The organism is Phyllobacterium sp. RCAM01083, from assembly GCF_055685835.1.
This window is the reverse complement of the sequence record NZ_JBVFZN010000005.1, coordinates 2,418,817-2,439,741: the sequence shown is the minus strand read 5'-3', so window position 1 is coordinate 2,439,741 and position 20,925 is coordinate 2,418,817. Positions and strand designations below refer to the sequence as shown.

General features: G+C 57.8%; 20 protein-coding genes and 1 other RNA gene. 12 read left to right on the top strand and 9 right to left on the bottom strand.

The window, feature by feature from the left end; genetic code table 11:
* Positions 1-16: 16 nt before the first annotated feature.
* The 3 genes from ACZ25R_RS18785 to ACZ25R_RS18775 form a co-directional block, all read right to left on the bottom strand.
* The gene (locus tag ACZ25R_RS18785; protein WP_472462521.1) at positions 17-1,891 is read right to left on the bottom strand and encodes an extracellular solute-binding protein; all 1,875 of its coding nucleotides are present in this window, start codon (positions 1,889-1,891) and stop codon (positions 17-19) included.
* Positions 1,891-3,732 carry an extracellular solute-binding protein gene (locus ACZ25R_RS18780; protein WP_472462520.1) on the bottom strand — a complete coding sequence of 614 codons (1,842 nt, stop codon included), beginning with the start codon at positions 3,730-3,732 and terminating at the stop codon, positions 1,891-1,893. The genes ACZ25R_RS18785 and ACZ25R_RS18780 overlap by 1 nt, the downstream gene beginning before the upstream one ends.
* 200 nt (positions 3,733-3,932) lie before the next feature.
* Positions 3,933-4,571, bottom strand: a complete 639-nt coding sequence (locus ACZ25R_RS18775) for a c-type cytochrome (protein WP_223611997.1) — start codon at positions 4,569-4,571, stop codon at positions 3,933-3,935.
* A 165-nt stretch (positions 4,572-4,736) separates the two neighbouring features.
* On the opposite strand from ACZ25R_RS18775, the gene ACZ25R_RS18770 reads away from it, so the two are divergent.
* Positions 4,737-5,489, top strand: coding sequence for a 3-deoxy-manno-octulosonate cytidylyltransferase (locus ACZ25R_RS18770; RefSeq protein ID WP_472461861.1), 753 nt, complete (start codon positions 4,737-4,739; stop codon positions 5,487-5,489).
* A 2-nt stretch (positions 5,490-5,491) separates the two neighbouring features.
* A complete protein-coding gene (locus tag ACZ25R_RS18765) occupies positions 5,492-6,355 on the top strand; it encodes a prephenate dehydratase (RefSeq protein WP_464662558.1) in 864 nt (287 codons plus the stop codon).
* Between the two features lie 9 nt (positions 6,356-6,364).
* Here the strand turns inward: ACZ25R_RS18765 and ACZ25R_RS18760 are convergent, their stop codons facing one another.
* From ACZ25R_RS18760 to ACZ25R_RS18745, 4 genes are all read right to left on the bottom strand, one after another.
* The gene (locus ACZ25R_RS18760) at positions 6,365-6,757 is read right to left on the bottom strand and encodes a PIN domain-containing protein (protein ID WP_472461860.1); all 393 of its coding nucleotides are present in this window, start codon (positions 6,755-6,757) and stop codon (positions 6,365-6,367) included.
* Positions 6,754-6,996, bottom strand: coding sequence for an antitoxin (locus ACZ25R_RS18755; protein WP_472461859.1), 243 nt, complete (start codon positions 6,994-6,996; stop codon positions 6,754-6,756). Before ACZ25R_RS18755 ends, ACZ25R_RS18760 begins: the two co-directional genes overlap by 4 nt.
* A gap of 73 nt (positions 6,997-7,069) precedes the next feature.
* Positions 7,070-8,014 carry an NAD(+) diphosphatase gene (gene nudC, locus ACZ25R_RS18750; RefSeq protein ID WP_472461858.1) on the bottom strand — a complete coding sequence of 315 codons (945 nt, stop codon included), beginning with the start codon at positions 8,012-8,014 and terminating at the stop codon, positions 7,070-7,072.
* A gap of 51 nt (positions 8,015-8,065) precedes the next feature.
* Positions 8,066-8,470: an HIT domain-containing protein gene (locus tag ACZ25R_RS18745; RefSeq protein ID WP_105736783.1), complete on the bottom strand. Its 405-nt coding sequence runs from the start codon at positions 8,468-8,470 to the stop codon at positions 8,066-8,068.
* Between the two features lie 69 nt (positions 8,471-8,539).
* Between ACZ25R_RS18745 and ffs the strand changes: the two genes are divergently transcribed.
* The 5 genes from ffs to ACZ25R_RS18720 all read left to right on the top strand — a co-directional run bounded on the left by ffs (position 8,540) and on the right by ACZ25R_RS18720 (position 13,272).
* An RNA gene (gene ffs, locus ACZ25R_RS18740) (signal recognition particle sRNA small type) lies at positions 8,540-8,636 on the top strand.
* Between the two features lie 125 nt (positions 8,637-8,761).
* A complete protein-coding gene (locus ACZ25R_RS18735; RefSeq protein WP_472461857.1) occupies positions 8,762-10,624 on the top strand; it encodes a DNA polymerase III subunit gamma/tau in 1,863 nt (620 codons plus the stop codon).
* An 18-nt stretch (positions 10,625-10,642) separates the two neighbouring features.
* Positions 10,643-10,966 (top strand): YbaB/EbfC family nucleoid-associated protein, encoded by a 324-nt coding sequence (locus ACZ25R_RS18730; protein WP_091878585.1) that lies wholly within the window; start codon positions 10,643-10,645, stop codon positions 10,964-10,966.
* Positions 10,967-11,404: 438 nt separating this feature from the next.
* A complete protein-coding gene (gene recR / locus ACZ25R_RS18725) occupies positions 11,405-12,010 on the top strand; it encodes a recombination mediator RecR (protein ID WP_223611985.1) in 606 nt (201 codons plus the stop codon).
* Between the two features lie 26 nt (positions 12,011-12,036).
* Positions 12,037-13,272, top strand: a complete 1,236-nt coding sequence (locus tag ACZ25R_RS18720; protein ID WP_472462519.1) for a lytic murein transglycosylase — start codon at positions 12,037-12,039, stop codon at positions 13,270-13,272.
* Here ACZ25R_RS18720 and ACZ25R_RS18715 read toward each other — a convergent pair.
* Entirely contained in the window at positions 13,256-14,167 is a 912-nt protein-coding gene (locus ACZ25R_RS18715) for a LysR family transcriptional regulator (protein WP_472461856.1), read from the bottom strand. The two genes, ACZ25R_RS18720 and ACZ25R_RS18715, sit on opposite strands and share 17 nt — an antisense overlap.
* A 125-nt stretch (positions 14,168-14,292) precedes the next feature.
* Between ACZ25R_RS18715 and ilvD the strand changes: the two genes are divergently transcribed.
* The 5 genes from ilvD to ACZ25R_RS18690 all read left to right on the top strand — a co-directional run bounded on the left by ilvD (position 14,293) and on the right by ACZ25R_RS18690 (position 20,171).
* Positions 14,293-15,966 carry a dihydroxy-acid dehydratase gene (ilvD, locus tag ACZ25R_RS18710; RefSeq protein WP_472461855.1) on the top strand — a complete coding sequence of 558 codons (1,674 nt, stop codon included), beginning with the start codon at positions 14,293-14,295 and terminating at the stop codon, positions 15,964-15,966.
* A 118-nt stretch (positions 15,967-16,084) separates the two neighbouring features.
* Positions 16,085-17,083: a glutathione S-transferase family protein gene (locus tag ACZ25R_RS18705; protein WP_472461854.1), complete on the top strand. Its 999-nt coding sequence runs from the start codon at positions 16,085-16,087 to the stop codon at positions 17,081-17,083.
* 240 nt (positions 17,084-17,323) lie between these two features.
* The gene (locus ACZ25R_RS18700) at positions 17,324-17,875 is read left to right on the top strand and encodes a MaoC family dehydratase (protein WP_223611979.1); all 552 of its coding nucleotides are present in this window, start codon (positions 17,324-17,326) and stop codon (positions 17,873-17,875) included.
* Positions 17,875-19,038: a CaiB/BaiF CoA transferase family protein gene (locus ACZ25R_RS18695; protein WP_472461853.1), complete on the top strand. Its 1,164-nt coding sequence runs from the start codon at positions 17,875-17,877 to the stop codon at positions 19,036-19,038. The genes ACZ25R_RS18700 and ACZ25R_RS18695 overlap by 1 nt, the downstream gene beginning before the upstream one ends.
* A 20-nt stretch (positions 19,039-19,058) precedes the next feature.
* Positions 19,059-20,171 carry an extracellular solute-binding protein gene (locus tag ACZ25R_RS18690; protein ID WP_472462518.1) on the top strand — a complete coding sequence of 371 codons (1,113 nt, stop codon included), beginning with the start codon at positions 19,059-19,061 and terminating at the stop codon, positions 20,169-20,171.
* Between the two features lie 285 nt (positions 20,172-20,456).
* Here the strand turns inward: ACZ25R_RS18690 and ACZ25R_RS18685 are convergent, their stop codons facing one another.
* Positions 20,457-20,723 carry a hypothetical protein gene (locus tag ACZ25R_RS18685; protein WP_223611975.1) on the bottom strand — a complete coding sequence of 89 codons (267 nt, stop codon included), beginning with the start codon at positions 20,721-20,723 and terminating at the stop codon, positions 20,457-20,459.
* Positions 20,724-20,925: the final 202 nt, after the last annotated feature.

Genomic DNA, 20,925 nt, shown 5'->3' with positions numbered 1-20,925 from the left:
TCCAGGAGATATCATTTTAAATCTTGCCAATTGCCTTTGCCTTTGCTTCGTCAAGCCACCAGAGCGTTTCAACCGGAAAGCCATAATCGGGTTTGGGCTCCTTGAAGCCGAACATATCCCAATAGGCGATGAGGTGATTCGCGCTGTACCAATTTGGAATCCAGTCACGCCTTATACGCAAGAGCCGATCCAGAACACGCATAATCGTGACCAATTCTGCCCGTGACTTCACGTCACCGACTTTCTGGATCAGCGCGTCGATCACCGGATCCGCAATGCCCGCAAAGTTGGTCGATCCGGGCATGGCAGCCGATTTGGAGCCAAAGATGGACTGCAGGCTCTCCTGTGTCGGCGTGGAACCAAGGGAGTAGGCAGCGCCCATCATATCGAAATCAAAGTCCTGCAGCCTGACTTGATACTGCGCCGGATCGACCAGTCGCAGGGTGGCATTGATGCCGATGGCGTTCAGATTGTTGATGAACGGTGCCGAGGAGCGCGTAAAGACTTCCGCCTGGATCAACATTTCCAGGTTGAGCGGTCTGCCGCCGGCATCGACGAATTTGCCGTTCTGCCGCGTATAACCCGCTGCGGTGATCAATTCGACCGCGCGGCGCAGATTGTTTCTGTCGCGCCCCGAACCATCCGATACGGGCTGCAGGACCGCATCGCCGAAAATCTCCGGCGGCAGCCTGTCGCGCAGCGGCTCGATGATGGCCAGCTCTTCGGCGGAGGGTTTGCCTTCGGTGCGAAATTCCGATTTCTCAAACAGCGATTGCGAGCGTTTGTAGACATCGTAAAACAGGTTCTTGCTGGTCCACTCGAAATCAAAACACAACGCGATGGCTTCGCGTATCCGAGGGTCGCGGAACTGTTCCCGGCGCTGGTTCAGAGCCCAGGCCTGCATCACTGGCCGTTTTTCGCTGGAGAACTCGCGTTTGACGACACGCTTCTGCTGAATGGCCGGGAAATTGTATTCGGTCGCCCATGTCTTCGCGACGGATTCGGAGCGCCAGTAAATATCGCCCTTCTTGAAGGATTCGAAATCCGGTTGCCGGTCGCGAAAGAACTCGATGCGGATGCGGTCAAAATGGTTGGAGCCGCGTTGTACCGGCAAATCCTTTGCCCAGTAATCGGCAACGCGCTCGTATTCAATCGTTTGACCGGCAAGGATCATGCCCGCGCGATAGGCTCCCGAGCCGAGAGGCGCTTCCAGCGTCGATGCACCGAAATCCCGCGTGGCGTACCACGCTTTGGAAAAAATCGGTATCCCTGCTGCGATGTCGAGAATGGCGCGGCCGGAATGCTTGCCGGAAAAGGTCAGACGCAATGTGTGGTCATCCTCGGCGACAATTTCGGTGAGTTCCGCCATCATCACCACGAGATCGGGATGCCCCTTTGTCTTGAGCGTCTCATAGCTGAACACCGCATCGTGAGCCGTCAGGGGGGAGCCGTCGTGAAAACGCGCTTGCGGGCGCAACTTGAAAATGAATGTCCGCTTGTCCGGGGAAACCGTAACGCTTTCAGCTACCAGGCCATAAATGGAATCGGGCTCGTCCAGCGCCGATGTCATCAAGGAATCAAAGCACAATTCCACACGTGGCGGTGCATCGCCGCGTGCGCTGAAACCGTTCAGCGTGTTGAATGTCTGCGTTGACTGGTTGAAATACCATGTCGGCGGCGAGAAGCAGAACGTACCACCCTTCGGCGCATCGGGATTGGTGTATTCGAAATGCGTGAAATCCTTCGGATATTTGAGTTCGCCAAAGGCGGAAAGACCATGCAGCGGAACATCCGTCTTCACATCCGCCAGTGCCAGACGCGGAGTGAGAGCGGACAAAGCCGCTGCACTGGAATATTTCAGCAGATCGCGGCGATTGAGACGCCCGGCCATCATTGCGCGTGGGCTTTCAGAACTTGTTCCTTGGCAGGGTCAATCCACCAGGAAAGCGGGTCGACACCGATATAATCCGGTTGTTTTTCAGGCATGCCGAACTTGTTCCAGTAGGCGATCTTGACCCTGTCATCATACCACTGCGGAACAACATAGTAGTTCCACAGGAGAACCCGGTCGAGCGCACGGGTTGCGGCAACAAGCTCTTCACGGTCCTTGGCAAAGATGACCCTGTCGATCAGCTTGTCGATGGCCGGGTTTTTGATACCCATGTAATTGCGCCCGCCAGGCGTGTCGGCCGTGCTGGATCCCCAGAAATCGCGTTGCTCGTTGCCTGGCGACAGCGTTTGCCCGATCCCGGCGATTGCCATCACGTCAAAATCATAATCATTGACCCTGGCCGCGTACTGGGCCGCATCGACAGCCCGTATTTGCGCGTCTATGCCAAGCTTGCGCAGATTCGTCATGAAAGGTCCGATGGTACGCTCATTGCCCGGATCGTCCGCCAGAAATTCGATGGTCAGAGGTTGACCGGTCGCTGTATTGACGAGCTTTCCATTTTTCTGATCATAACCGGCCTCCCGCAAAAGCGTGACGGCCTTGCGCAAATTATCGCGTTGTGCCTGCGGTGTGTCAGAAACCGGGTTCTTGAATTCCTCGTTGAAAACCCCTTCCGGTACTTCACCTTTAACCCCTTGAAGTATCTCCAGTTCTTTGCCTGTCGGGAGGCCGCTCGATGCGAGTTCCGTGCCGGAGAAATAACTGTCTATTCGCTTGTATTGACCGAAAAATGCATTCTTGCTCATGGATTCAAAGTCGAAGGCAAAATTCAAGGCTTCGCGCACCTTGATATCCTTGAATTTGTCGCGGCGTGTGTTCAGGAGAAATCCTTGCATGCGACCAGACGACCGCTGTGGATACACGGCCTTGACGACATCACCCCGGGTGAATGCCGGAAAATCATAGCCACGCATCCAGCGGCCGATGCTTGGCTCGCCGCGGTAATCCTGGAACCCCCCCTTCTTGAAGGCTTCCCACATGGCGTTTGCGTCCCGGAAATATTCATAGCGAATACGATCGAAATTGTTGCGCCCGACATTGGTGGGGAGATCCTTGCCCCAGTAATCAGCCACCCGGCTCCATACGATGGTCTTGCCGAAGTCGACGCTTTCGATTTTGTAGGCAGCCGAGCCCAGAGGGATTTCCGTCGTGGGCTTGGTGATGTCGCGCTTCTTGCCGGATTGATCGGTGCCTTCCCACCAGTGCTTTGGCAAGACGGGAAACTCGCCGACAATGCTGGGCAACTCACGGTTCCCGCCGCTCGCAAACGTGAAGGTAACCTCTCCGTCCCCGGTCTTCTCGGCCTTTGTCACATCATGATAATACTTGTTGTAAATCGGGCTTTGCGCTTTCAGGGTGTCGAACGACCAGATGACGTCATCGACGGTGATGGGTTGTCCATCATGCCATTTTGCAGCGGGGTTGAGGCGGAACTTTACCCAGGAAAAATCATCTGGGTAAGCAACTGCTTCTGCGAGAAGACCGTAATTTGTTGCCGGCTCATCAGGCGCCCGGCTGAGAAGCGTATCGTAGAGATATCCACCCAGTATGGTCCCGCCCGGAAGCCCCGCCGCAGACGTTCCCTGGACGACGAAGGGGTTGAGGCTGTCGAAGGAACCTTGAGCAATTTGATTCAAGGTTCCGCCTTTGGGCGCATCGGGATTCACAAAATCAAAATGCTTGAAGTCCGGGCCGTATTTCGGCTTGCCCAGAGCGCTGACCGCCGTCCGCCATTCAGCATCCGCAGCCCGTGCATCCGATAGGGGAATCACGGCTGTCATGGCAAGGAGTGCGAGGCTGGCAACGAGCGGACGGAATTGCAAATCAGATCTCCACGGTTCTCTTTTTTGGTCAGTCTAAGAGAAAATGCGGCGGAGAACAGACCTTCGGCAAAAAAACACGCAGTCTTGATAGGATCAGGCTGACGGATACAAAAAAGCCGGGCACTGGACCCGGCTTTCCCTTGGAATTGACGGCTGACTTATTTTGTCGGTGCCGGCGCAGCGCCATCTGCAGGCTTTGCTGCATCGGCTGGCTTTTCACCGCCGGCTGGCGCGGCATCGGCAGCAGGAAGCGGCTTTGGACTGTCGGAGAGCGTGCGCAGGTAAGCGATCAGGTCCGCGCGTTCATTGTCCTTCTTGTCACCGGCAAAGCCCATGGCCGTGCCCTTGATGTAGCCCTTGGGCGACGTCAGGAAGTGGTTGAGATGGTCGAACGTCCAGAGTTCCTTGCCGCCCTTGGAGAAATCCTTGATGGCGCCGGAATAGCTGAAGCCTTCATGCGTCGCCATGGGACGGTCGACGATGTCCCAGAGGTTCGGGCCGACCTTGTTGGCGCCGCCCTTTTCACCGGTATGGCAAGCCTGGCAGCGCTTGAAAATCGCTTCGCCGCGCGTCGCGTCCGCCGATGCGAGCAGGGTTGCGATCGGCACGGCCGCAGCTGCTGCGGCTGGCGCGCCGGCTTCACCTTCACCGCCGGCTTCGGCAGCCTGGATGATAAAGCCGGGTTTTTCGGGCGCACGGGAATCAAATAAGAAATCCGAAAGGATGCCCGCTGTCATGACAACGAAAACTGTTGCCAGGAACGCCATGGCATATTTGTTGAATGCGCTCGAATCCATTGTCGATCATTGCTCCTCTTGCGGAGGTTCTCATTATCTGGTCAATGCAGACCGCTGCATAACTTGACGAGAGTCCCCTCGTGATCGCGCGGAAACTAGGTCTTTTGCTCAAGACTTGCAACACATATAAGGGCAGTTCTGCCTGAGACTTTTTGACACCGTAGGGTGCTTATGACGATGAAAATATTGACCCTGATTCCCGCCCGCATGGCCTCCACACGCTTGCCCGGCAAGCCATTGGCCGATATTGCCGGCAAGCCGATGATCGTGCATGTGGCTGAACGTGCCCTGGCGGCCGGTCTTGGCCGTGCTGTTGTTGCCACCGACAGCGCCGAGGTAAAGGCGGCGGTCGAAGCCCACGGACTTGAAGTGGTCATGACACGCAGCGACCATGAATCAGGTTCGGACCGCATCTATGAAGCCTTGCTGGCACTCGATCCGGAAGGCACTGTCGATGCCATCGTCAATGTCCAGGGCGACCTGCCGACCATTGATCCGGAATTGGTCAAACGCGCGCTCCTGCCGCTGCGTGAAGGTCCCGCCGATATCGCCACATTGTGTGTTGAGATCACCAGGGAAGATGAAAAGACCAATCCGAATGTGGTGAAGATCGTCGGGTCAGATATTGGCACCGGGAAAATGCGCGCGCTCTACTTTACGCGTGCGACGGCTCCCTACGGCAACGGCCCGCTCTACCACCACATCGGTCTGTATGCCTATCGCCGTGCAGCTCTGCAGCGATTCGTCAGCCTTGGCCCGTCGCCACTCGAACAGCGCGAACGGCTGGAGCAGCTGCGCGCGCTGGAAGCCGGCATGCGCATCGATGTCGAGATCGTTGATTCGGTGCCACTGGGTGTTGATACCCAGGAAGATCTTGAGCGGGCACGTGACATTCTTACTTCAATAAAGGGCAATTGATTATGGCCAAGACCAACCGCATCTCCTTTCAGGGCGAACCGGGTGCCAATTCCGACACCGCATGCCGGAACATGTTTCCGCACATGGAGCCGTTGCCATGCCCGACCTTTGAGGATGCGTTTAACGCGGTTGAAAGTGGCGCGGCTGATCTGGCGATGATCCCGATCGAGAACACGATCGCCGGGCGCGTGGCGGACATCCACCACCTCTTGCCGGAATCGCGCCTGCACATTGTCGGCGAATATTTTCTGCCGATCCATTTTCAGCTGATGGTTCTTCCTGGCACCAAGCGCAGCGAAATCGTCACGGTTCACAGCCATATCCACGCGCTTGGCCAGTGCCGCAAATACATCCGCAAGAACGGCTGGAAGCCGGTCATTGCCGGGGATACGGCAGGCGCGGCGCGGCTGGTCTCCGACGTCAAGGACAAGACGATGGCGGCGCTCGCACCGCGGCTCGCCTCCAGCCTTTATGGTCTCGATATCCTGGAAGAGGATGTCGAGGACACGGAAAACAATGTCACGCGCTTCGTCGTCCTGAACAAGACGAAAAAGTGGGCACCGCGCACATCCGACGAACTCATGATGACGACCTTCGTCTTTCGCGTGCGCAACGTTCCGGCGGCGCTCTACAAGGCGATGGGCGGCTTTGCCACCAATGGCGTTAACATGACCAAGCTGGAAAGCTATCAGATTGACGGCAAGTTCACCGCTACGCAGTTTTACGCCGATATTGAAGGGCATCCGGACGACAAGAACGTTGCCCATGCCCTGGAAGAACTGGAATTCTTCTCCAAGGAGGTGCGGATTCTCGGGGTCTATCCCGCCGATACGACATTCCGCAGCAGCCAGGGCGAGGAAGAGTAGATTGACGGTCTAATCCTCCCAGTTTTCAACGCTGAGTCCCTCGACCCTCTGAAATTCACGGACATTGCGTGTGATGAGGGTCAGAGACCGTGCAAGGGCCTGCCCTGCGACCAAAACATCGTAAGGGCCGATGGGACTACCCGCGCGCGCAAGCTTTGCGCGCAACTCGCCCGCATATCTGGCGTCGTCCAGATCAAACTCAAGTGCCGGGAATTGCAGACTTTCAACAAGGCCGACATTCTGAACGGCGCGCTGTGATTTGTAGGCTCCGTAAAATAGTTCATGGGCAACAATGGCCGAGATTGCAAAATCCTGCGGCTGATGTCGACGCAGCCGGCTGTGCAGCCGTTCATTGCCTTTCAGCAACGCAATGATGGCGTTGGTATCAAGCAAGAATTTCATTTGAAATAGTCGAGATCAGGTCTTTCCTGCGGTACTGACTTCTCGCCCGCAGCTTTTGCAAAGTCGTCGTCTAACGGGCCTGAAAGGGCATCCAGCCAAGCCCAATTTTCCGGCATCGGCTCAAGAATCACGGATTGCCCGTGACGCCGTATACGAACCTCTGTGGCGTCAAATCGGAACTCCTTTGGAAGACGCACGGCCTGCGAGCGTCCGGACCAGAAGATTTTGGCTTTTTCCATGTCGCACCTCTTTTGAGATATGACAATGATATATACCAATTGGGCGATATTTTCAATTCAACCTTGGTAGGGCTTAAACCCCGCTCTCAACCCAGCTGCGGATCAGATGGGCGGCGATGGCGCCGGGTGGCGGCGTCATCAATCCTTCCGGGTGCGTCCGGTCGAGCATCAGGGCGACTTCATCGCGCGTGAACCAGCGGCCTGCCTCCAGCTCCGCCTTGTCGAGCGTGTAATCGTCGGACAAAGCCTCCGCATGGCAGCCGATCATCAGTGAATAGGGGAAGGGCCAGGGTTGCGATGCGTGATAGACTACCCGGCCGATAGGCAGATTGGTTTCTTCCAGTGTCTCGCGCCGCACGGCATTTTCGATGGTTTCCCCCGGTTCAATGAACCCGGCAAGGCAGGAATACATGCCCGGTCCGAAATGGGATCCACGCGCCAGAAGACATTTGTCGCCGCGCACCACCATCATGATGGCAACCGGATCGGTGCGCGGGAAATGCTGGGCGTCGCAATTCGGGCAAGTGCGCCGGTACCCGCCATCGCGCATCACCGTTTCCGTGCCGCAGCGTCCGCAGAAGCGGTGATTCTCATGCCACGTCAGCAGCGAAACAGCCTGCGCCATGGCGCCCAGTTGGTCTTCGGGTATGAGGCCTTGCGTATAGACCGGACGGTATTCAATGGCCTTGATTGTCTCGGGAAGGGCTGCCAGATCGATACCGCTCATGGCGGCGAGAACCGGCATGTCCTCCTGCATTCCCAGATAGATTGTCCTGTTCGGGTGGGGCAACAGTGCTGCGGCTTCTTCAAGGCCGAAAAAGGCATTGCCCATGCCGTCTCCCTGCGACACCAGTATCTGGCCTTGCCCGATCAGCAGCATACGCGCCTTTGCATCCGCAAGTGCGACCGTCACCACGTCATCGCTGCGGTTTTCAGAGTGGCGGTTTATCCTGTTGCCGGCAAAGCCGACGAAGCGGCTCGCTTCCGCTTCCGGAACATCATAAAGGCGAAATGACATAAGTGGCGCTCCAGAAGACCGGTCCGGAATGGGACTATGTGATGATACTGATTAGATAGCGTTGAGAATGGCGTTCGCAAAGTCCCGTGCGTCTTTTTCGCCGTAGGGTTCGCGCGTGCCATAGCCCCAGACTGGGCCGGGCCATGCCGGATCTCCGGTGTTGCGAGCAATGATATGCAGGTGCAACTGCCGGACGATATTGCCGAGAGCACCGGTGTTGATCTTTTCGCAATTGACGACAGCCTTGAGCGCCTGTGCGGCAATGCCCGATTCAAAGACAAGCATTGTCTGGTCGAGGGGGGTGAGGTCGTGAATCTCGCTGATATCAGCCCTTTGCGGCACGAGAATGAGCCAAGGCCAGCGCCGGTCATTCATCAGGCGCAGATCGCAAAGGCCCAGCCTTGCAATGGGAATCGTATCAGCTGCAAGTTTGCTATCGAGTATGAACGTCATGATTTGCAACAATTAGCAGTTTTTTTGTGGTCCCGCTTGCTTTTTGCGCAAAGATTGCCGATATGAGCCTCGGGAGGTTGGTGGTGGACGAGCCACTCGCCAACCGGGTCAGGTCCGGAAGGAAGCAGCCCCAACGAGCCAGGCACGGGTCGCCGTGCCAGCCTCCCACCTTTATCCTCTTTAAAGCCGTCATTCGGCATTGACGCTGCGGTGTGCAGCGGTACAAACTTGCCTGGTGGAACGAATTTGACATCACGCGAGACATGCGAATGTCAGAATCGGACAATTAGCGCCATGAAGAGTAATGCAGGAGCGGAATCAACCGGGATGGACACCAAAACGGCAGATAGCGCCTATCGCGTGCTCGCCCGCAAATATCGCCCGCAGAATTTCGACGATCTGGTCGGGCAGGAGCCGATGGTTCGGACCCTGACCAATGCGTTCGAGACTGGCCGCATTGCGCAGGCATGGATGCTGACCGGTGTGCGCGGTGTCGGCAAGACCACCACTGCCCGCATTCTGGCCCGCGCCCTCAACTACAAGACGGCGGAAATCGACAAACCAACGATCGACCTGTCTGTTCCAGGTGAACATTGTCGGGCGATCATGGAAGGCCGCCATGTCGATGTCATCGAGATGGACGCCGCCTCGCATACGGGTATCGATGACATCCGTGAAATCATCGAACAGGTTCGCTACCGCCCGGTTTCGGCCCGGTACAAAGTCTATATCATCGACGAAGTGCACATGCTGTCCAATCAGGCCTTCAACGGCCTGTTGAAAACATTGGAAGAGCCGCCGCCCCACGTCAAATTCATCTTCGCCACCACCGAAATCCGTAAAGTTCCGATCACGGTGCTGTCGCGCTGCCAGCGTTTCGACCTGCGCCGTATCGACGCGAACATGCTGACGACGCTGCTGAAGAAGATTGCCGACAAGGAGAGCATCACTGTTGATGCCGCATCCCTGGCGATGATCGCCCGTGCGGGCGAGGGTTCGGCGCGCGATTCCCTGTCGATCTTCGATCAGGCGATTGCCCATGGTGCCGGTAATGTCGACGCCGAGACCGTACGCTCCATGCTGGGCCTGGCGGATCGCGCCCGGATCATCGATCTTTTCGAGATGCTGATGCGCGGCGATGTGGCGTCCGCCCTGCGCGAGTTTCGCGCACAGTATGATGTCGGCGCGGACCCCAGTGTTGTTCTTTCCGATCTTGCCGATTTCAACCATCTGGTGACGCGTATTCGCTTCACCCCGGATGTGGCAGACGATATCTCCCTGTCCGAGGATGAACGCCTGCGCGGCCGGGATTATGCCGAAAAGCTTTCCATCCGGGTCCTTTCCCGGACATGGCAGATGCTGCTGAAAGGCATTGCCGAGGTGGACGCGTCCAATCGCCCCGTCCAGGCTGCAGAAATGCTGTTGATCCGGCTGGCGCATGCAGCCGATTTGCCGACGCTGGATGAAGCCCTGAAATCGCTGGAAAATGGGGCGTCTTCCTCCCTGCAGCCGCCGCGAAGCGATGGCCCGCGTCCCGGCAATGGCGGCGGCGAGGCCATGAGCCGCGCCGCTCCGGCGGACGCTGTTGCACCCGTGCGCGGTTCAGTTGCCTCTGGTGGTGGTGCAACCATGCGGCTGGTTGAGCAGTCAGTGCAGCCGGCACCTGTTGTGCCGGTGCAACCGGCTGCCGAAGAGCAGGCGCCGGCTGTTCCCGTTACCAGCATCGCCGATATCGTGGCGCTCGCCGACAAGCAGCGTAACATGCAGTTCAAGATACTGGTCAAGAACTGTGTGCGGCTCGTCAGCATCAAGCCGGGACGGCTCGAGATCAATCTGACCGACGACGCGCCAAAAACGCTTTTGACAGACCTGTCACAGAAACTAAGTGAATGGACCGGTACGCGCTGGATGGTATCGCTGTCGCGGGAACAGGGCGGCCGGACCATCAATGAAACCGAGACGGCCCGGCGCGATTCCATGCTCAGCGATGCGCGCGCCGATCCGGATGTCGCGGCGATCCTGTCGCGGTTCCCCGGTGCCAAGATTATAAATGTACGGATCGCAACACCCGCCGGACAGGCAGGTGGCGACCCGGATGGCATGGACGGGATCGGCTCCGGCGACGATACGCTGGCCCCCGTCGAAGAAGATGATTGATCAAAAGGAGTTTTTCCCATGCGTGACATTATGGGCATGATGAAACAGGCCAAGGAAATGCAGGGCAAGATGGCTGCCATGCAGGAAGAAATCGCGGCGCTGGAGGCGGAGGGCCATTCCGGCGGTGGTCTCGTCACGGTCAAGCTGTCCGGTAAGGGGGCGCTGACCTCGCTCAAGATTGATCCATCGCTCTTCAAGGAGGATGACGTCGAGATTCTCGAAGATCTGATCATCGCTGCCCATAACGAGGCAAAGGCCAAGGTCGAGGCCATCATGGCGGAAAAGACCCAGGCATTGACGGCAGGCCTGCCAATTCCTCCGGGGTTCAAACTGCCGTTCTGATCAGGTTCTGCACAATCACAAGTTTATTGGAAATAACACTGCGATAGTTTATGTTACTCTTGGAGTGGGGGATGAGCTTTCGCCGATCACCCGTTTTCTTATTTGAAATTGACCCGGACGGTCCATGACCAGCTCGTCCGGGTTTTTCTTAAAATAAGTGTGATGCTAAACGGAAAAATCCGCATAGTTCACCTCCAAGTTCAAAGGCAAGGCTGTTGCCGCAGTCGGGTAGCCCATTCTCCCGATGCACCGGCTGGTACGGTGCATCTGCTTCACCTTCGAACCTTTGCGCTGTTCGCGCTTGAGGTGATGATTGCTTCGTTTGTCGCCGGCAACAATGAATGCAGGGTTGTAAAATATCGCCCACTTTTTTGCTTGGGTTGAGTTCGCGGTGCGTCTCCGATTCCCTATGCGTGAAATTTGCTTTAAACCGGCGATATGTCGAAACGAATCGCCGGTCCCGAAATTGAACGCTTGATCCAGCTTTTGGCCAAAGTGCCGGGGCTCGGGCCGCGTTCCGCCCGCCGCGCCGCGCTGCATCTCATCAAGAAGAAGGAAGCGCTGCTGATCCCGTTGGGTTCTGCCATGCAGGACGCAGCGGACAAGGTGCGCATCTGCTCCACATGCGGCAATGTCGATACATCTGATCCGTGCATGATCTGTACCGATCCGCGCCGCGAACGGGCGACGCTGATCGTGGTCGAGGATGTTGCCGACCTTTGGGCGCTGGAGCGGGCCGGTTCAATGAACGTCCGCTATCATGTGCTGGGCGGCCGGCTGTCACCGCTGGATGGTGTCGGTCCCGACGATCTCAACATCGGCAGCCTTGTCAGCCGCGTGGCGGAAGGCGAGATCAAGGAGGTCATTCTCGCCGTCAATGCGACGGTCGAGGGGCAGACGACGGCTCATTACATCACGGACCAGCTTGCGGATTTTGACGTGCGTATCACGCGGCTGGCGCACGGCGTTCCGGTCGGCGGCGAACTCGACTATCTCGACGAGGGCACGCTGGCCGCTGCCCTGCGCGCGCGGACCTCTTTATAGGGAGAAGGCTTTTGATCAGACGCCCGATGCGACTTGCCCTTGCGGCGTTGATTGCGACCTTTCTCTATGCAACAGCCGGGTTGGCCGCGTCAAAACCGGAAGTTGAAGCACAGTTCCGGGCGTGGCTTGTCAACGATCTTTGGCCCGAAGCCAAGGCGCAGGGCATTTCCAAAGCGGTTTTCGATCAGGCTTTTTCGGGCGTCACGCTCAATTTCGATTTGCCCGATCTGGTCATGCCGGGCGAAAAGCCGCAGACGCCCAAGGAGCAGCGGCAATCGGAGTTCGGCTCTCCCGGCAAGTATTTCAACGACAAGACGGTCAACGCGGTGACATCGGGTGGCGCAGCGCGGGTTGGCCAGTATGCCAAAATCCTCAAAGCCGTTGAAAGCAAATATGGCGTTCCGGGGCCGATCGTTCTTGCCATCTGGGGACGCGAAAGCGGTTATGGCAGCGTGAAAATCCCTTACAACGCCTTTGCCGTCCTCGGCACGAAAGCCTTTATGGCAACGCGCAAGGACATGTTCCGCAAGGAGCTTTTGGCTGCGCTCCAGATTGTGGAGAAAGGCTATATCGGCGTTGCAAGCATGAAAAGCTCGTGGGCAGGTGCACTGGGTCAGCCGCAATTCATGCCGACATCCTATCTCGAGCATGCAGTGGATTTTGATGGCGACGGCAAGCGGGACATCTGGAATTCCGTTCCCGATACGCTCGGTTCCATCGGTCATTATCTCGCGCAGTATGGATGGCAGCGCGGCCGTGATTGGGGTTACGAAGTCAATGTCCCGCAGACTGTCAGCTGCTCCCTGGAAGGTCCGGATCAGGGCAAGCCTTTCGCCGTATGGGCCAAGCTTGGCATCACCCGGGTCAACGGCAAGCCGTTTCCGGCCAGCGAAACCAATCGCGAGGGCTTCCTGTTGATGCCGGCCGGGCGTCACGGCCCGGCCTTTGTGGTCACCAAGAATTTCTACGTGATCAAGGAATACAATATGAGCGATCTCTACGCGCTCTTCATCGGGCATGTGGGTGACCGTATCGCCAATGGTGCGAAGGGTTTTTCCGCCGGCTGGGGTGATGTCGGCGGGCTCTATCGCTCGGACGTTGCCGGTTTGCAGAGGGCGCTGGAAAAAAAGGGTTATGACGCTGGCGGAGCCGACGGTTTCCCCGGCTTCAAGACACGGCGTTCCATCGGCGATTGGCAAACGAAACAGGGTCTGCCTGCCACCTGCTTTCCCGACAAGGATCTGGTCAAGGCGATCCGTTGAACGCCGAGGCAATATCAATCAGATGTCTGAGCGCCGGCGACGGATCGTCTCGGCGCCAGACAAGCCCGGTCTCGATCCGTGGCGGCGTGCCCGACAGTTTCAGGTAGCGAACGCCGGCACGGCCAAGATTCCGCAGCGATTCCGGCACCAGCGCGATTCCCATCCCCGCAGAGACCAGGCTGATGATTGTCTGCATCTGGATGGCTTCCTGCCCGACGCATGGGACGGCACCGTTGCCGGCATAATAGCCGGTGATCAGATCGTGAAAGGCCGGCGCGCTGCGGCGGGGAAAGATAATCAGCGGCTCCGACAGAGCGCCTTTGATGTCGAGCGCTCCGTTGGAGAGAGCCAACCTGCCTGATGCTACCCATTCCTCCGGGACTGCAGCGACAAGTTCCTCCTGAAGCAATGACAGATAGGTGAGAGAAGCGTGAAGGCTGGTCTGCGACGGCGGGATGATCAAGCCTGCGTGAATGTCTCCGTTCAGAAGCGCTTCGATCTGCACGTCACTCGTTGCCTCCTGCAGGCCGATCTGCACGCCGGGATAATCCGTCTTGTAACGGCCGAGCAGTGCCGGCAGCAGGCTGTAATCGGCTGTGCTGACGAAAGCGAGTTTCAAACTACCCATGGTGCCGTGCGCCAGCTGTCGGGCAATGCCGGGGAGCGCGCCTGCTGTGTCCAGAACCTTGCGCACATGGTCCAGCCATTGCGCACCCGCAGGCGTCAGCGCGACACTGCGCTTGGTGCGCATGAACAATTCGACGCCGATCTCCTCTTCGAGCGCGAGTATGGTTTGGCTGAGCGGCGGTTGGGTCATGTTGAGCCGCGCCGCAGCTCTCCCGAAATGCAGTTCTTCGGCAACAGTGATAAAGTAGCGCAGCTGACGCAGATCCATGCCGCATTTCTAATATAAAATACGACCTAATCAAGTGTGAATTATATATTTCACACGTGTTTGGAAGCGCTCTAAACAATAGGCAATCCGGTCTTGAACCAAAATATCCTAGTGGAGAAACAGTCATGGCAGTCAATGAACGCTCGAAACACATCACGCAGGGAATAGCGCGCTCGCCCAACCGGGCCATGTACTATGCGCTCGGGTATGAGAAGGCGGATTTTGACAAGCCGATGATCGGCATTGCCAATGGCCATTCCACAATCACGCCTTGCAATGCCGGTTTGCAGCCGCTCGCCGACGCGGCGGTTGCTGCGGTCAAGGCAGCGGGCGGCAATCCGCAAATCTTCGGCACGCCGACCATCTCCGATGGAATGGCGATGGGCACGGAGGGCATGAAATACTCGCTGATCTCGCGCGAGGTGATCGCCGATTGCATCGAAACCTGCGTGAACGGTCAATGGATGGACGGCGTTCTGGTGCTGGGTGGCTGCGACAAGAACATGCCCGGCGGCATGATGGCCATTGCCCGGACCAATGTTCCGGCGATCTATGTCTATGGCGGCACGATCAAGCCGGGTAAATGGAAGGGCAAGGATCTTTCCATCGTTTCTTCCTTCGAAGCCGTGGGTTCCTTCATGGCGGGCAAGATGAGTCAGGAAGATTTTGAAGGCATCGAACGCCACGCCTGCCCCTCCACCGGCTCCTGCGGCGGCATGTACACCGCCAACACCATGAGTTCCTCGTTCGAGGCACTGGGCATGTCATTGATGTCCTCGTCGACCATGGCCAATCCGGATGCCGAAAAGGCGGACAGCACCGCCGAATCAGCACGCGTCCTGGTTGAAGCGGTGCGCCGGGGTATCCGGCCGCGGGACATCATCATCCGCAATTCCATCGAGAATGCCGTATCGCTGATCATGGCCACCGGCGGATCGACCAATGCTGTGTTGCATTTTCTGGCCATCGCCCACGCGGCGGAAGTCGAATGGACGCTGGATGATTTCGAGCGCGTGCGCCGCAAGGTTCCGGTGATCTGCAACCTTCGGCCATCAGGCCAGTATATGGCTGTGGACCTGCACCAGGTCGGCGGAATCCCGCAGGTCCTGAAAATCCTGCTCAATGCCGGGTTGCTGCATGGTGACTGCCTGACGATCACCGGCCGGACCATTGCCGAGGAATTGGCCCACGTTCCAGATGCTCCGCCCGCCGATCAGAACATCATCAGACCCATCGACAAGGCCCTCTACAAGGAGGGGCACTTGGCTATCCTCAGGGGAAATCTGGCGACGGGGGGGGCTGTTGCAAAAATCACCGGCCTCAAAAACCCGGTTATCGAGGGCCCCGCACGGGTGTTCGATGACGAGCAGTCGGCGATGGACGCCATCCTCTCGGACAAGATCAGGCCGGGCGATGTGCTGGTCCTGCGTTACCTCGGCCCCAAGGGCGGGCCCGGCATGCCGGAAATGCTGGCGCCGACATCGGCAATCATCGGACGCGGTCTGGGTGAAAGCGTCGGGCTCATCACCGACGGACGGTTCTCCGGGGGAACCTGGGGCATGGTGGTCGGCCACGTCACGCCTGAAGCGTTCGAGGGCGGCGCAATTGCCCTCGTCAGGGAGGGCGACACGATTACCATCGATGCCCACAAGCAGCTGCTGCAACTTGAAGTCAGCGATGTCGAGCTGGAAGCGCGCCGCAAGGCATGGCAACAGCCCGCACCCCGCTATACACGGGGTGTCCTCGCGAAATTTGCCACGCTGACCAAATCCGCCAGTGAAGGAGCAGTCACGGGCTAGGGCGGCGGATTTTCCCATTGTCGCGATGGCAAAAACAGTCTGTCAAGGCATGGGTGGTATGAATGCCACCCATGAAATGCGATCCTGACGCGCAGTCGAATAGTCAGGAAATCAGCACATGCCAGCCTTGGTGAATGGACAATGGATCAAGGGCGACGTCGCCGCCAGTGAAATGAAAGATGGAGCCTTCCACCGCGAACCGACCCGGTTTCGCAACTGGATCACGGCAGATGGCGTGCTCGACAAGGAGGGGACGCCAACCTTCAAGGCTGAGGCAGGGCGCTATCAGCTCTTCGTTTCATATCTGTGTCCCTGGGCTTCGCGGACGCTGATCTTTCGTCATCTCAAGGGGCTGGAAAACATCATCAGCGTTGCGGTTGCCGAGCCCGCGCTCGGTGAAAACGGCTGGACATTCACCAATCTCGTCGATGCCGGGCAAAAAGCGCCGCCGATCCATTATCTGCATCAGCTCTACACCGCCAGCCTTGCGACCTATACCGGCAAGGTTTCGGTGCCGGTGCTGTGGGACCGCCGCGAGGGGCAGATCGTCAACAACGAGTCTGCCGATATTATCCGCATTCTGAACGGCGCCTTTGACGGACTGACCGGCGATAAAAGGGATTTCTATCCAGAAAGCCTGCGGCCGGAGATCGAGCGGTGGAACGGCCTCGTCTATGACAACATCAACAACGGCGTCTACCGCGCCGGCTTTGCAAAATCACAGGCAAGCTATGACGAAGCCGTGCGTGATGTCTTTGCGGCGCTTGATCGTGTGGAAGCGCATCTGGCCGATCATCGCTATCTGGCGGGGCAGTACCTGACCGAGGCCGACTGGCGGCTGTTTGTTACGCTCGTCCGGTTTGATGCTGCCTATAATGGCGTCTTCAAATGCAACATCCGGCGGCTCGAGGACTATCATCATCTCTCGCATTATCTGCGAGAGCTCTATCAGTTTGAAAACGTGCGCGAGACGGTGAAAATCGATCATATCAAGGCGGGGTACTATTCCATCGCCTCTGTGAATCCGACGGGTATTGTGCCTGCCGGTCCATTGATTGATTTCGACCGGCCGCATGATCGCGAGCGCCTGATGGGTAAGGGTATTGTCATGCGCTAATGCATCGAAGGACAGGATTTAGAACAAAGAAGCCCGATGGCCGGATGAAAATGTCCGGCCATCGGGCTTTTTGCATTGCAGCACAATTTTCCCCGTTTTTTGGCTTGTCAGGAATACCCATATGTGAAAATAATATTTACAAAAGAAGATGAAGGAGGCGAGAACAATGAAACACCCGTTCGATTTCAGGTGTCCGGAACAGCGCGGAACAGTGCGCGTAGACCGCGGCGGGGTGCGGGTGTGACCGGGTTTTCACCGACTGTCGGCGTCTCGTCGACGCATCCGAAGAACATGCCTGCCGATCATGCGGCTTTGCCGGTCTGGAATGCTGAAAACTGGTTTTACGAGGATTGGCCTGTCGGACAGAAAATCCGTTCGCTGCGGCGGACGATTTCGGAAAGCGACAGCCACCTCTTCAACACGCTGGTCACCGATATCCATCCCTATGTGCAGGACCAGATGTTTGCGGAAAGCGAAGGCATTTTCGGCAGGCGGCTCGTCGCCGGTGCCTTTGTCTTTTCCGCCGGGCTTGGCCTTGTTGCGACCAACTGCGTCAACGCCTTTTCCTATGGTTATGACAAGTTGCGTTTCATCAAACCCGTGTTCCTGAACGATACGATTTACACGATCAGGACCAATCTCGATAAGCGCCCGCGCTACAAGGATTTGGGGCTGATCCGCGCCAGCTATGAAGTGTTCAAGAACGAAGGCGAGCTCGTCCTCTACTGCGAGCATCTGCAAACGGTGAAATACCAGAATCCCGCCGATTTTATTGGAAAGACCGAGAAGTGATGACCACGAACAATGCTGATCTGCCGCTTGCCGGCCTGCTCGTCGTTGATATGAGCCAATTCCTGTCGGGCCCCTATGCCTCGCTGCGCCTGATGGATCTCGGCGCGCGGGTCATCAAGATCGAGCGCCCCGACGGCGGCGATCTCTCACGCCGGCTTTATCTGAGCGATACCGAAATCGGTGGCGACTCGACGATTTTTCACGCGATCAACCGTGCCAAGGAAAGTCTTGCAATCGACCTGAAAAGTGAGAGCGACCTTGCTTCCCTGAGAAAACTGCTCGGCAAGGCCGATGTCCTCATCCAGAATTTCCGCCCCGGCGTTATCAAGCGACTGGGACTGGATTACGACGCGGTGAAAGCCGTCAATTCGCGGCTGGTCTATGCCAGCATCAGCGGTTACGGCGAGGAGGGCCCTTGGGTGAGCCGTCCCGGACAGGACCTGCTGGCGCAATCGCGCTCCGGCCTGATGTGGCTGAACGGCGATGAAAGCCAGGGACCCGTGCCATTCGGGCTTGCGGTCGCCGACATGCTGGCGGGTGCCGCCACGGTTCAGGGGGTTCTTGCCGCCTTGGTGCGGCGCGGGATCAGCGGAACCGGCAGCCATATCGAAACAAGCCTGCTGGAATCGCTGATCGATTTCCAGTTCGAAGTGCTGACCACCCATTTGAATGACGGCCGCCGGCTGCCCAAGCGCTCCGATTTCCGCAGTGCGCATGCCTACCTCTCCGCGCCATACGGCGTTTACCCAACCAAGGACAATTATCTGGCTCTTGCCATGACGCCGTTGCCCAAGCTCGCTGATCTTCTCGGTCTGGATGAACTGGCACCCTATCGCGATACGCCCGCCAGCTGGTTTACCGCCCGGGATGAGATCAAACGCATCATCGCCCAAAAACTCGCCACACAGGAGACCGAGCATTGGCTTTCGATCCTCGAACCTGCTGATATCTGGTGCGCGAAAGTGCTGAACTGGGAAGAACTGATGGCAAGCGAAGGCTTCAAGGTTCTCGATATGCTGCAAAGGGTGGAACGGGCGGATAATGTTTCCATTCTCACGACGCGATCGCCTATCCGGGTCAACGGCAAGCGGGCAAAATCCGACCGCGCCGCGCCGCGCATTGGCGAGCACAGCGAGGCGATCCGCAAGGAGTTCGGTCTGTGAGCAGCATTACATTGAAAGGCATGACGTGGAGCCATCCGCGCGGCTACGACCCCATGGTTGCCTGCTCCAGGCTCTGGCAGGAGAAAACAGGCGTCACAGTGGAATGGGCCAAGCGTTCACTGCAGGATTTTGAGTCCTTTCCAGTCGAGGAACTGGCGCGAACCTATGATCTGATCGTCATCGATCATCCGCATGTCGGGCAGATTACGGCAGAGAACTGCCTCGCCCCGCTGGATGTTGCCGGCCGGGAGGTCGAGCGCCGCGCGCTGCTCAAGGGCAGCGTCGGGCGATCCTATCGGAGCTACCACTGGCAGGGACATCAATGGGCATTTCCGATCGATACGGCAACGCAGGTTTGTGCCTGGCGGCCCGATCTCCTGGACCGGTCACCCGGCAGCTGGGATGAAACGCTGGTTCTCGCCCGCGCAGGCAGGGTTCTTCTTCCGCTCCGGCCGCCCCATTCGCTCATGACCTTTTACACCCTGAGCGGAAACATGGGGACGCCCTGCGCCACGACAACCGGAGAGCTGATCGAACGGCAGCATGGGGTTCGTGTGCTGGAAATGATGCGCGAGATCAGTGCCCTCGTTGATCCCGCATGTTTCGAGATGGACCCGATTGCCGTGCTTGAACGGATGGCCGAGGCCGGATCGGCGGTCGCCTGCGCACCGCTGATCTATGGCTACGTCAACTACGCCATTCCGGGATTTCGGCCGCATCTTGTGGCCTTTGCCGACATTCCAACCGTGGGCAATAGCGGGCCAATGGGTTCTGCCCTCGGCGGAACCGGGATTGCCGTTTCTGCCTTTTCCGAACACCGGCAAGCGGCTGTCGATTTTGCCTACTGGATTGCAAGCGGCGATGTCCAGCGTGGTCCCTATGCGCGTACGGGCGGCCAGCCGGGGCATGCTGACGCGTGGGAAGACGAGGCGGTGAATACGGCGACGTCAGATTTCTACACCGCAACGCGCCGGACACTGGAAGCGGCGTGGGTGCGCCCGCGCCACAATGGTTACATGGCCTTTCAGCAATCCGCGTCGGATTGCCTTAACGCGGGTTTGCGCGGGCACCGTGGGCCGGAGACCATTGTTGATGATCTCAACGATCAATTCCGCCGGAGCTTCGATAGGTAATGTCAGCCCGTCTTGCCGGCGCGCATTTGTCCGGAGCGGCCATACTCACTCGGGCAAATACCGATGCCGCGCTGGCATTCGGGCGGGTTTTTCCCCGTAATCTCGGTTTGCCGCGGCGTCCATGTCGCATAGGTTGAGCCACAGGCAGACAAAGCCAGGCCACATAGGAGTGTCGCGACAGTGATGAATTTCATTCTAAGACCTCAACCCAAACAATGAAGGTCACATTTGCCGCAAATGGAGTTGAATGTCAAAGCAGCAAGCGTGTGTGCCGGGTGGATTGCGTCAGGCGTATCGCTTTTCGGGCCGGGTGTCCGTTCCGCTGACGTCCGGATGGGCATTGACGGCCGTGATCACCGCAAGAGCGGCGAGTGAGTTTACGCTGCGATTGCCGCGGTTAAAGGCGGTCATCACGGTCTCTGCGATAATCCTCGCTTCGTCATCGGTGCTTGACTGCACGAGAAGGGTGGCAGCGGCCCTGTTGTAGGCCGCCAGCATAAGATCCCAATCATCCTGCGAATAGGCTGGCTCTGGAGGATTTGTGAAAGGCATGGGGAATAGTCCTTTCCTGAATCGAATGAAATCCCGCTTGGGAAAAAGCTAGCCCTTCAAATGCGGCATGGCAATTCGAAACGATTTGTTGCGGCTGCGGAAGAGCTTACCGCAGTGCAAACAGACGAGCGGCATATCGGAATATGGCAGATGGCATCACCGGTATTGAGCCGGCTTCCACAGCCTGCGGGACGCTGGCCCC